Origin of the sequence: Roseiconus lacunae (genome assembly GCF_008312935.1) — a bacterium.
Lineage (GTDB): Bacteria > Planctomycetota > Planctomycetia > Pirellulales > Pirellulaceae > Stieleria > Stieleria lacunae.
Genome location: NZ_VSZO01000001.1, coordinates 699,287 through 712,002, shown reverse-complemented (window position 1 = coordinate 712,002; position 12,716 = coordinate 699,287). Strand labels below are relative to the sequence as shown.

At 54.5% G+C, this 12,716-nt stretch carries 8 protein-coding genes; 4 read left to right on the top strand and 4 right to left on the bottom strand.

Annotated elements, in window-relative coordinates; all coding sequences use genetic code 11:
- Nucleotides 1-345: 345 nt before the first annotated feature.
- The gene (locus FYC48_RS02405) at nt 346-1,554 is read right to left on the bottom strand and encodes an AraC family transcriptional regulator (protein WP_149495084.1); all 1,209 of its coding nucleotides are present in this window, start codon (nt 1,552-1,554) and stop codon (nt 346-348) included.
- A 168-nt stretch (nt 1,555-1,722) separates the two neighbouring features.
- Between FYC48_RS02405 and FYC48_RS28245 the strand changes: the two genes are divergently transcribed.
- Together FYC48_RS28245 and FYC48_RS02390 are read left to right on the top strand one after the other, a co-directional pair.
- Nucleotides 1,723-5,310 (top strand): PSD1 and planctomycete cytochrome C domain-containing protein, encoded by a 3,588-nt coding sequence (locus FYC48_RS28245; protein WP_235034032.1) that lies wholly within the window; start codon nt 1,723-1,725, stop codon nt 5,308-5,310.
- Nucleotides 5,311-5,369: 59 nt separating this feature from the next.
- Nucleotides 5,370-6,773, top strand: coding sequence for a DUF1501 domain-containing protein (locus FYC48_RS02390; RefSeq protein WP_149495083.1), 1,404 nt, complete (start codon nt 5,370-5,372; stop codon nt 6,771-6,773).
- A 155-nt stretch (nt 6,774-6,928) separates the two neighbouring features.
- Here the strand turns inward: FYC48_RS02390 and ahr are convergent, their stop codons facing one another.
- Nucleotides 6,929-7,933 (bottom strand): NADPH-dependent aldehyde reductase Ahr, encoded by a 1,005-nt coding sequence (ahr, locus tag FYC48_RS02385; protein ID WP_149495082.1) that lies wholly within the window; start codon nt 7,931-7,933, stop codon nt 6,929-6,931.
- 795 nt (nt 7,934-8,728) lie between these two features.
- Here ahr and FYC48_RS02380 point away from each other — a divergent pair.
- Entirely contained in the window at nt 8,729-9,505 is a 777-nt protein-coding gene (locus FYC48_RS02380) for a class I SAM-dependent DNA methyltransferase (protein WP_149495081.1), read from the top strand.
- 237 nt (nt 9,506-9,742) lie between these two features.
- Nucleotides 9,743-10,234 (top strand): DUF1269 domain-containing protein, encoded by a 492-nt coding sequence (locus FYC48_RS02375; protein ID WP_149495080.1) that lies wholly within the window; start codon nt 9,743-9,745, stop codon nt 10,232-10,234.
- 95 nt (nt 10,235-10,329) lie between these two features.
- On the opposite strand, the gene FYC48_RS02370 is transcribed toward FYC48_RS02375, so the two are convergent.
- Nucleotides 10,330-11,196: an alpha/beta hydrolase gene (locus FYC48_RS02370; protein WP_149495079.1), complete on the bottom strand. Its 867-nt coding sequence runs from the start codon at nt 11,194-11,196 to the stop codon at nt 10,330-10,332.
- Between the two features lie 126 nt (nt 11,197-11,322).
- Entirely contained in the window at nt 11,323-12,687 is a 1,365-nt protein-coding gene (locus tag FYC48_RS02365) for a deoxyribodipyrimidine photo-lyase (protein WP_149495078.1), read from the bottom strand.
- Nucleotides 12,688-12,716: the final 29 nt, after the last annotated feature.

Here is a 12,716-nt window from a genome sequence, read left to right as displayed (position 1 = left end):
GGCCGATGGACATGAGTGATTCGTCCAGATGAGTTGCGTCGGGCAATCATCAACTGACGGGCATTAGCGCAGTTGTTGCGACACAACCGGGCCATCGCCATTTGCCTAATTCTTGAATTCGGGGATTAACGAAGCTAGCTCGTTTGTTCTACCGAATCACCGAAAGGCTTGGCGGCTCCCGCCGCCGCCCCCCCCAACCTTCATTGGGGCTCAGGTGATCCAGGCGAAGTTCACGCCTCTTCGATGCAAGTATGGCATCATAATCACCTTGTCAGACTTCGCGAGAGCATCGATGGGATCGCCCTGTCTCCATTGAACGCAGGTCGTTGAATCGAAACAGAGTTCTTATGCGTTTCGTTCGATGTCAGCGGAGTCGTGCCCCATTTGTTCGCGTCGAAATTCACCGGGGGTTTGACCCGTTTCTCGTTTGAAAACGGCGCTTAAGCTTTCTTTGTGCCGGTAGCCTGCCAGCGGAGCGATTTGCTCGAGGGTCATGTTGGTCTCATAGAGCAAGCGTCGCACCCTGGCGACCTGGATGTTGGTGATTTCTTGATGTGGCGTACGCGATAACTCGGATTGAAAGCGACGCTCCAATTGACGTCTGGAGAGCGTGGTGAATTCGGCGACATCGTGAACGTCGATCCCGTCACAAGCGTGTTCACGAATAAAGCGACAGACGCGCGCGATTTCACGATCCTCCACCGCGATGACTTGGGTGGACAATCGCTGGACCACTTCTTTAGGAGCGACGAACTCTGTTTTATGAGGTGCCGTGTGCCCGTTCATCATCGCATCAAGAATCTCGGCTGCCCGATAACCGATTTGTTCCGAAGCCGGACGGATGCTCGAAAGCGGTGGATCGCTCAGCGGACAAATCGCGTCATCGTCATCAACGCCGATCACACCGATATCGTCGGGAACGGCAATACCAAGGTCGCGGCAGGCGTTCAGAACCTGCTGGCCGCGGATGTCATTGCAGACAAACAAGCCCGTCGGAGGGGCGAGCGATCGAAGCCAGCGGGAGATCCGTTTCATTTCCGCCGCATCGGTTTGCTCTAAAATGGTTGTCGGGGCGCCCGGAATATTCGCAGTCTGGTAAGCATCCAGAGGTAGGCCGGCCGCATGTGCGAGTTGCCGCAATCGATCGAGCCGTGCGAGGGAGTAATGTGCGTGTTGGAACCCACAAAATGCAAAGCGGCGGAAACCTCGTTCTCTCAAATGCTCAAACGCAAGCTCGGCGACCTTCGCGTCGTCGGTCTCGACTTGTGGGATCCCTTCAAAGCGGTGGCTACAGCGGACATCGACGCAAGGAACATTTAGTTTCCGTAGTGAGTCGACGTTGCGAGGGCTGATCCGTCCGATGACCCCGCTGATGGCGGTTTCCTTCATCCAGTCGGGCAGCGAAACGTCAATGGTCATTTCTTGGTGCAGTAGCGACCAATGGCTTCGCGTCCGGGCAAACCGGGCAATTCCCCGCAATACGCCTCTCCCGTAGGACCGAGAGGTTTCGATCAAAAGTGCAACCTTTCGGCGGGTTTTGACTTTTCGGGGCATGGGGGAAGCGGTGGGGTGGGACGACGAGGACTTGCGTGGTGTCGCAAATCGTTATCCCAGTGTCGCAGATTATCCTCGACAGTAAACGCGTCTGGACGATAATCGCTTTATAATCTTTATCGTCGCTTCAGCTTCGAAGATGTCGCAGTTCATTCTACGCGGAAGTCTATGTTTGATTACCAACGCCTACTAGATCGTGGTTCGTTGCTTCTCACGCTCGCTTGGCTTTCGATCGGCACCATGGCTCCGCTGCTGGTCGCCGATGATGAGACGGCTGAGACAAGCAACGTTGATTTTCGGGCCACACCCGAACAGCTTGAGTTCTTCGAAAAGGAGGTGCGGCCGCTATTGATTAAGCACTGCTATGAGTGTCACAGCGTTGATGCCGATCGCCTTGAAGCCGGACTAACGCTCGATAGCCGTGCGGCGATGATTCACGGAGGTGACTCGGGGGCGGCAGTGATCCCTGGCGATGCTGACCAGAGTCTACTGATCGAAGCGGTTCGATTTGAATCCTACGAGATGCCGCCCAAAGGGCAACTTCCCGATCACGAAATCGAAGTGCTGACGCGTTGGGTCAACCTCGGTGCCCCATGGCCCGACGAAGCAGGTCCGACAGCCAAGGTGCAGCGCGAGGCATTTGATCTTGAAGAACGTCGATCGGACTTCTGGGTCTGGCAACCGATCGAAGTAACCGATCCTCCCATGGTTAACGATTCGGATTGGCCGATCACCGATGCCGATCACTACATCCTATCTAAGCTCGAAGCGGCTGGACTGAAGCCGGCCGCCGACGCCGATCGATCCGCGCTGCTGCGGCGACTCGCATTTGATTTGACCGGGTTGCCTCCCACACCCGATCAAGTCAAAGCGTTTCTCGCCGACCAATCGCCAGGTGCTTATGAACGAGTGGTTGATCAGATGCTGGCATCGGATCACTTTGGCGAACGCTGGGCACGCCACTGGATGGATTCGGTTCGCTATGCCGAATCTCGTGGTCACGAATTTGACAACGACATCCCGAACGCATTTCAGTACCGGGACTATTTGATCCGGGCATTCAACGCGGACGTTCCCTACGACCAGCTGGTGCGAGAACATCTTGCCGGTGACCTATTGCCCGACCCACGTTTGCATCCGGAAACCGGCGCAAACGAATCGGTTTTAGGAACCGGGTTTTGGTACCTCGGTGAATGGGTGCATTCTCCGGTCGATGTTCGCAAAGACGAAGCGGATCGTTTTGACAATATGATCGATGTTATGTCCAAGACATTTCTTGGCGTAACTGTCGCGTGCGCTCGGTGTCATGATCACAAGTTTGATGCGATCTCGACGGCTGACTACTACTCGCTTTCCGGGTTTTTGCAGAGTAGCGATTACCGTCAAGTCCGATTCGAATCGATGGAGCAGAACGGCGAGGTGGCAGAGCGTTTGGCCAAAGTCGATGAACGCTACCGCCGTCAGTTGATGGATGTCTTGGCCGAGCACGATCTTCGTCCCCCGTCGACTGCCGATGTGTTCGAGCATCCGGCGATTCTGGTGGACTATGCCGACATTCAACGATGGGAATTTCTGCAAGACGGCTATCTGTATGGCGATCAGCCGCGACGAGCGGGCACTCCGTCGATCAAGCAAATGGAAGGGAAAGCCAAGGGAACATCGGTCGCAGAGCCCGAAATTGAAGTCTCGATCTTTTCCGCAGCCGTCAACGATTCCATTTGGTCGGGATTGGAATCGGTTTCCGAGGGAGGCGTGAAGAATATGAGCGCCGTCGCAAAGCTCCCCAAGAGCGGGAGAACGCTTCGGACGCCGACGTTTGAACTAGAACACGGCAAGGTCCATTGCCGAGTCGATGGAGCCGGTTGGGTGGTCGCCTGTGTTGATTCACATCGGCTGGTTGCCGGTCCACTTCATGGTGAAACGATCCGGCCGATCAAACCCGGACAGCGTTGGGTCAAGCTGGATCTGGATCGCTACGTCGGACATCGACTGCACTTGGAATTTGTGCCGGAGCAAGACGCGTCGTTGTCTGTTCGGTTGGTCACCCAGGGACTAGATAAAGCCGGAATCGACGAACTGGATCGAAAGTTATCCGAATATGACGCACCAATGAAAGCGTTCGCCGATGCCGCCGAAGCGATCTTGAATCAGCGTGTCAAATTTGAATCGCGAGTGTTCTCCGATTTTGAATCGGGAACCTATGAGGGATGGACGGTCGAAGGTGACGCGTTTGGCACGACTCCTCAGACTCTGGAGACGATCGCCAAGTACCAAGGCCGAATCAATGGCAAGGGCGTCTACTTTGTGAACTCGCATGACATTCGACCGGGAGGTGACATCCGTCGTGGCGACGAATTGACTGGGACGCTGACTTCCGAAGATTTTACGATCGATTTCGACGAGATCGAATTCTTAATCGGGGGTGGAGCTTATCCCGGCGAAACGTGCGTCAATCTTTTGATCGACGGAAAAGTGGTTTTGTCGGCAACCGGTGACAATCGCAACCAGATGTCACTGCGGCGTTGGGACGTGCGTGCTTTTCGCGGCAACAGCGCAAGGCTTCAAGTGGTTGACCGTCACACCGGTGGCTGGGGAAACGTGGGGCTTGATCAAATCGTCTTCAAGACAGCCATTGAGCAGGCCGAAGGCGACCCGGTAGCGCGTCAAATCATCAAAGAATGGGATCTGGCACGTCGTCAGCTCGCCAAACAAATTGTTCGTCGTTCACGGGTAGCTCCCGCGATGCTCGACGGGACCGGCGAAGACGATCGTATTTTAATTCGTGGAAACGCATCCAAACCCGGTGATCTGGAACCGCGTCATTTCTTGACGGCGTTGTCGGGTGATGAGCCGATGAAGATCAAAGTCGGTAGCGGGCGATTGGAACTAGCCCAAGCGATCAATGATCCCACCAATCCACTCACGTCTCGCGTGATCGTTAACCGTGTCTGGCATCAATTGATGGGGCGTGGAATTGTCTCGACAGTCGATGATTTTGGCGTCTTAGGTCAGCGTCCAACACATCCGGCGTTGCTCGATCACCTGGCAACCAAGTTCGCCGATGACGGGCAAAGTCTCAAGTCTATTATCAAGTCGATCGTGTTGTCGCGGACCTATCGCATGTCAAGTTTAGCTGACCCGCAAGCCGTTGCTGCAGATCCGAATAACTTGCTTTGGCATCATCGACCGCCGCAGCGACTTGAAGGGGAGGCGATTCGTGATTCGCTTCTGGCGATCTCCGGACAATTGAATGTTCGGATGTACGGGCCTCCGGTACCGATTCATTTGACGTCGTTCATGGACGGTCGTGGTCGTCCCGGAAAAAGTGGCCCCATGGATGGAGACGGGCGTCGATCGATTTATACCGCGGTGCGGAGGAACTTCCTGTCACCCTTTATGTTGGCCTTCGATACGCCTGTCCCGTTTAGTTCGATGGGACGTAGGAATGTTTCCAACGTGCCGGCTCAGGCGCTGATCATGATGAACAACCCGCTGGTCGTTTCTTTGGCCGCCAAGTGGGGTGATCGAGCGCTCAACGAGGTCCCAGAAATCGGAACCGAAGCAGCCGGCGAACGAATCGAATGGATGTACTTGTCCGCGTTCGGGCGCCAGCCCACTCAGCAGGAAACGCAGACCGCACTGGCTTATCTCATGTCTCAGGCGAACGAGCACGGCTGCGCGGCCGAGAATCCCGAGCTGTGGGCGAAGCTTGCCCATGTGATCGTAAACACGAAGGAGTTTATTTTTCTCCGATGATCCCTCGACACTTCTATCCTTGCCAGCGACATGCGGGGCCTCCGCTTTCACGTCGGCAAATGTTGACTCAATGTGCAGGCGGGTTTGGTGCCGTCGCGCTGGCGGCGTTGCAAACCGATCCGGCGTTTGCCGAACTGACACCGGACGCTGCGCTGGGGACCGGCGATCAACTTGCCGGTCATGGCCCCCATCACCAAGTCCGTGCCAAGAACGTCATCTTCTTGTACATGGACGGCGGGCCATCCCAGGTCGATACCTTTGATCCCAAGCCGATGCTGGACAAATTCAACGGCAAAGATCCGGGGGATCTATTCGATGTCGAGCCGACGCAGTTCAACAACAACGGCACGGTATTGGCCAGTCCTTGGAAATTCAAGCAATACGGTCAATCCGGTATTCCCGTTAGCGACTTATTTCCACACGTCGCAGAATGTGTCGATGAATTAGCCGTCATTCGTTCGATGACATCAGGTTTTCCAGAGCATACATTCGCAAACTATTTCTTGCATACGGGCAGCGGCCTGCAAGGCCGTCCCAGCATGGGAGCTTGGGTGAATTATGGTCTCGGAAGTGAATGCCAGGAGCTCCCGGGATTTGTTGTGCTCAACGGTGGTTTAATTCCTCCGGGTGGCCTGGATTGTTTCGGTAGCGGTTTTCTTCCGGCAAGTTATCAAGGTTCGGTCTTCAAGCCGTCGGGAACAGGTGTCGCGAACATTCAACGGACCGAATCTTCTGTCGCCGAACAGCGTTCCAAGTTGGATTTGATCAGTCAGCTCGATGGCTTGGCGACAAAGCAGTTCGGCAAGCATGACAGCCTTGAATCGGCGATTCGCAACTACGAGCTTGCTTATCAGATGCAGATGGCCGTCCCCGACGTGATGTCACTGGCCGACGAGCCGGCTTATCTGAAAAAGATGTATGGCATGGAAGCGAAATATGAGCCGACAAAGATTTACGCGGCACAGTGTTTGATCGCGCGGCGAATGATCGAAAGAGGAGTCCGCTTTGTCGAATTGACGTGCCCGCAGGTGGGTGGCGACCGTTGGGATCAGCATTCCAATCTGAAGGCGGGGCACGAGAACAATGCCCGTGCCGTCGACCAACCGATCGCGGCGCTGTTGAAGGATCTTCGTCAACGTGGTCTGCTCGACGAAACGCTAGTCGTTTGGGCCGGCGAGTTCGGGCGAACGCCGTTTGCCCAAGGCAAAAACGGTCGCGATCACAATCAATTTGGGTTTAGCGTCTGGCTTGCCGGGGGCGGGACAAAGGCCGGGACCATTTTTGGTGCGACCGACGATTGGGGTTACAAAGCGGTTGAGAACCGAGTTGAGATGCACGACTTTCACGCGACAATGTTGCACTTGATGGGAGTCGACCATACAAGATCAACCTTTCGGTTCAGTGGGCGTGACATGCGGCTAACCGACGTTCACGGCCACGTAATCGAAGAAGTCATAGGGTAAACATCGTGTGATTCATCAACGATCGCAGCAAATACTGTCGCACGCGTCGGGTCCGACGCACCGGGAAGCGAGGATGATCCAGGTGATCGCGAACCACATCGTCAGGATTCCGTTTTCGGAATCCTGACGAACGGTCATCCTTCATGGTCGACGCATCACCAGTCCGCCTTAAGAACAACCCGATAGCGCGCTTTGCCTTCGGCCAGATGCCGCAATGCTTCGTTCACGTCACTCATCGGGAACGTTTCGATCATCGGTTTAATCTCGTGACGCGCACAAAATTCCAACATCTCTTTGGCCCGGACGATACTTCCGGTCGGTGAACCTCCGAGTGATTTTTCTCCGGCGATCATCGGGAAGACCGTTGCTTCGATTTTGTCGACCGCTCCGACGAGGTGCAGCTTTCCTCCGGGCCTGAGCGTATTGATGTAAGCATCGAAATTGAGTGAAGCGTTGACCGTGTCGAGCACCATGTCAAAGCGTCCGGCAACTGATTGCAGCGCGTCTTCATCCCGTGAGTTGAGAAAATGATGCGCGCCCATCTTGCGAGCTTCTTCTTCTTTGTCAGGTGAGGTACTGAATGCAGTGACCTCGCATCCCCAGGCGTTCGCGAACTGTAGTGCCATATGTCCAAGTCCACCGATGCCGATCACCGCGACGCGTGCGGTCGGCAGGATTTGGTTTTCCACAAAGGGGTTGAACACCGTCAGGCCGCCACAGAACAACGGTCCGCAATCGACGGGATCGACGCCTTCAGGGATCGGAATCGCCCAATCCGACTGGGCTCTCAAACGATCGGCGAAGCCGCCGTGACGTCCAACGATCGTCCCAACGGAGTCAGGGCAACGATTCTGGTAGCCACTGTGACACTGTTCGCAGCGTAGACAAGACGATGCGGTCCACCCGACGCCGACGCGTTGGTCCACTTCAAGTCCTTCGACGTTCTCGCCGACGTTCACGATACGCCCGACCACTTCGTGTCCACCGACGAAGGGATATTCGGTCATGCCCCAGTCGTTCTGCTTCATACTCAAATCACTGTGGCAAACCCCGCAGAATTCGACCGCGATCTCAACCTCGTCCAAGCCAATTGGCCCAGGGTCATATTCAAATTTCTCTAGTCGACTTTCAGGGTCACTCGCGGCATAAGCGTTGAACATCGTTATGGTCAGATTTGGAGGAACGATAAGAATTTGTTAACCATTGATGGTAGCGAAATCGCCGAAGCCATCGTGCGTCAGATGCGGTGCGTGTTAGGGAGGCGACTTGGAGGTACCTCGCAGTGAACTGCAACCACGTTTGGGATGGTCGATCCGTCGTGTGCATTGTTGACGGAAGAATCGTACTCGTTTGTCTAGTGTGCATCGCGATTTGCGATCGCAACGCGGCTACGGTCAAGCCGCAACCTGCGGGGCATTCGCCCATGAACAGATGTGTCACACCCGAGTTTTTTGGTGGCGCATAGCGCTGGCCGACTTGTTCAGAAGGCGACTGAGTAAGTATGCAACCGATGGGGCAAGGCGATGATCTGACCATCAACAAGCCGACGCTACGTCCTACACCCCCCATCGTTGAATTATCTAAATGCACCGAGGGCCTCGATCGCTGGCGTTGGTGAACTTCGTCTTAAGTGGACGCCGCGAATCCGTCGAGGTTGTCAAAAGAGGACGATACCACAGGGGTGTTCATGGCTGGGTTAGTGATCCGTCACCGTTCGAAATAAAGATCAGCCGCATGTGCTTGGCCACGGTTTTGTCGGCTGATATGCCGAATCTAAACATTGAGCTGAGACGAACACTCGGCGTCAATTGAGTTTTCTTGCGGGTGGTGGCCTGGAAACGGCTCGCTATTGATGTCAATCGCTCTCTGTATCACGCCGATTAATGCTTGCAAGCATTAGTTTTCAACCTTAATCACGGTATCGCTTTAACCGCCGCACTCGAACCATTTTTCGAATGAGTCAACACTACCGCATTCAGTTTCCGCCTGACAATTCAGAGCAACTTCAACAAGATGAAGTCTTCTTCACTTTGGTCGAAGACAACCACGCGACACGTCTTCGATTTCACGACTACGCTGAGATCTATCGACGCCCCGGTCTCTATGAGCAACTTTTTTACGAACGGTTGCGCTGTAATTCTCCCGAGAAAGTCGCCGAATTACTGCAGGGAGCGCTCGATACTGTACGCGAGCCAATCAGTGAACTGCGCGTGATCGACCTCGGTGCCGGCAACGGCATGATGGGAGAAGTCTTAAAGAGGAACGGTGTCGCAAGATTAGTCGGTGTTGACTTGATCCCGGAGGCACGCGATGCCGCTTACCGTGACCGATCGACGGTTTACGATGATTACTATGTCGAAGATTTGACTGAATTAGCCTCGCAGACCGAAACAGAGCTCCGCGAGTGGCGATTCGATTGCCTGACTTGCGTCGCCGCATTGGGGTTCGGTGATATTCCACCGCGAGCTTTCTTTAACGCGATGAAGCTCGTTCGCACCGATGGCTGGTTAGCCTTCAATATCAAGGTTAGCTTTCTCGATCACGCCGAACAAACCGGGTTCTCGAAGTTGGTGCGTGAGTTGATTTTTTCGAAATACCTCGATATCTATCATCTCGAACTCTACCGTCATCGCCTATCAATGGAGGGGACGCAGTTGTTTTACTATGGTCTGGTGGGACGTATGACTGATTCGATTCCAGATGATTTTCTAGAACAACATGGGATCGACTAAGGCTAAAAATGCGGGTTCACTGATCGGCGGTGACAGTGGCAGCACGCAGAATCAGCGATGTACAGCTTCCCCCACGACCGTCAAGCGAGCGTGGTGATGAATCGGTAAGCCGGTGACTACGGATTTGGCACGTGGGTTGCCACATCTACCGGCCGTGAGGCCACACGATGTTCATTTTCGTTTCCGAACGTGCCAGGCCCTGGACTGTTTTCTCTTCTCATCCCGCAGGATTGATCGATGAGTGACCAATGTGTTGTCGCACAGTACAACGACCCATCCCATTTCTTGACCGCAATCGAAGTTTTAGAGAAAGCCGGTTTTACGACCGACGAGGTCTCAGTCGTTCGTAAACGTTCGGATGTCCGGGAGGCCATTTCCGCAAACGTCAAAGACTCGACGTCCGATTCTCCACCGACAGGCGCGACAACCGCTGGTGCGACCGTCGCCGGAAGCACGATCGGAGCAGCGCTCGGAACCGCAACGATGATTGGACCTATGTTGGTCGTTGGACCGATCGCGGGAATGGTCGCCGGAGCAGCTGGAGGTGGGATGGCGAGTGCCGTTGAAAGCTGGGGAATGCAACACGGAGTCGCTTCACGCTACGAACGTGCCGTTCAAGAAGGCGATGACCTAATTATCGTCTCGGGGGACTCGGTGTTAATCAATCAAGCTCAGCGGTTACTGCACACAGTTTCCTATAAATCGCTCGAACGTTACGAAAGCGAGTGACTGGCACTGCTTAATCTGAATGTCCTGAGGGGCTTAAAGCGAGACTGGTGCCTTGTACGTTAGCCCGTCGCTGACGCCAATGGTCAATTCAAATTCTATTTTTTAAGTAGCCACTGCTGGATTGAGTCAAACACTTGTTCACGCTCTTTCTCCAATAGCAACGAGTGACGTAGCCCGTCAAAAGTGTGGCTATCGCACAGGGTCCCTGCCGCATCGCAGAACGCGTCGGTTGTTTCGACGTCGCATAGGTCGTCGTCCCCGCCACGCAATACCAATAGCGGTATCGAAAGTTCATTTGCGTTTTCAACCATTTGATGGCCACTGCTCATGAGTTCTCCACCGATTCCAATCGAAAGTTGTTCGTGCATCAGTGGGTCACGGCCAAGCTTGACCAAAACATCTTCGTCCTGAGTAAGGTCACTCGGGTCGATATCAGCTGACATTCGTACGCGTGGAATGACCTTCGAAGTCAGCCATGCCGCAAATGATTGTGCTTTCGTCGGTGGGTTGTCGGGGAGGATCATCGGGTTCGTCACGATCGCTCGAGCAACGTTGCATCGATCTTGATCGAGTACATATCGGAGTACCAAGTGGCCTCCCATGCTGTGTCCGAGAATCGACACCTGGACTCCTGAGTCGTCACGATTGTGTTGTTCGCTGACGTAGTTGCAGACGGCTTCTATGTCGTCGACAAGCGTATCCAGTGACGGCGCGTGTCCCCGGACACCGGGGCTCTTCCCGTGACCGTGAAGATCAAACGCGTATACCCCGATGCCGCGTTCACACATGACCGAGCCAAATTCGTCGTAGCACCCACTATGCTCGCCAAGCCCGTGAACGACGATTAAAACGTACTTGCATTGATCGTCCGCCCAAGTTCGGCAGTGCAGGCCGCGCTCATCGGCGGTCGTGATCGTAAATTGACGTCGCGGTTCGCATTTGTCGGATTGCAAGTCAATCATGTGGCCGTTCCGATATTGAAGTTGACGAATCCAATCGCGCAGGTCTTTTCGTCACAAAGTAGAAAGTAGTCAAGCATTATCGCCGATCCCCGAGTGGCGAGGCACGAACGCATTCGGCTTACGGTTTCAGTCCAGTTGTGCGACGTACGCTTCGCTGTCGAATTTTTTCTCGATCCCATCTTTGGATAGATAACGAACTTTTCCAAAGATAGGACGTTCACCGAATGCACGATCATGCAGCCCAAACACCCAGCCCACATTGGCGAAGGAGTTCGCGTCTCGACCATCGAGAAAATACTTGTTGTTTAAGCTCAGCAAAGTGCGATAGGCATACTCGGGCGTATTCGTCCATTCAAGGAATCGCTTGCCCCAATACATTCGCAGTTGATTGTGCAAGTAACCGTGCTCGCGGACCTCAGTCATCGCCGCATTCCAGATCTCGTCGTCTGTCTGTGAATGTTCCAGTTCGTCGGCGGTATAGATCGTTGGGCGTTCGTCATCACGATGATCCTGAAGTGTCTCGATCGCCCAATCGGGCAGGCAGCTAAACTGGTCGTAATCCGCGCGTGCGTAGTGGGTGAAGTTATGGGCTAGCTCGCGGCGAACGATCAGTTCTTCCAGATAGCTATCGATATCAGAAGTGCGTCGCTGTCGTGCATCACGAACCGCGATCGCGACATCGACGGGCGAGATCATCCCGAAGTGCAGGTAGGGACTGAGTGTCGAGACGTGCGCGGCAAGCGGATCAGAACGTTCACGTTCATAGCCGGTCAAGCGATCTTCGATGAAGTGTTTCAAACGCTTCCGGGCCGCCGAGGTGCCGCCTACGATCCAATCGAGCGAATCAACTGATCGATCAATCTTCATTTGTTTAAGTAAACGATCGATGTCGTCGAGTGACTCGCCATGCGGTCCGCATTGGCATTCCCTGTCGACGGGGGTTGTCCTGAGCTGATGAAGAAACTCGTCGGACAGTTCTTCGATCTTGGACCGAATCGTCCTGGCGGCGTATTCCCGTTTGGTGGATGCCGTCTCGACCGGGACAATCAGATCGCATTCGACTTGAGTCAGTCGAACCGCGATTTCTTTGGCGACTGATTCACGCCATTGGCGGTGGTGGCGAAGGTAACCGCGGTCGGTGACCACCTCAATCGCTTCCTTTGCGAGGTCGATCGCGACCTGGTCGGGCGAACCCAATCGCAACACGAAGCAGGCGTTACGCCGTTGGATTGCCTCCGCGGTTTCTGCCAATCCTTCGAGCATGAACTGGAAGTGTCGCAGCGATCCCTCGGGGTAGTCTTCGGTTAATCCGAAGCCGACGCAGAGGGGGGCACCATGTTCGTTGGCACGTCCGATCGCAAATTCGAGTGCCTCGTTGCGTTCGGCCCGTTGGCTGTGCTGCATCCAATACAGCACGTACGCATTGGTGTCGTCCGGCGATCGGTCGTTGAGGACCTTGATTCGCCGTTCATCAATCAGTTTCGTCGCCATCTTGTTGCTCTTGTGTTGACAATTGTTTG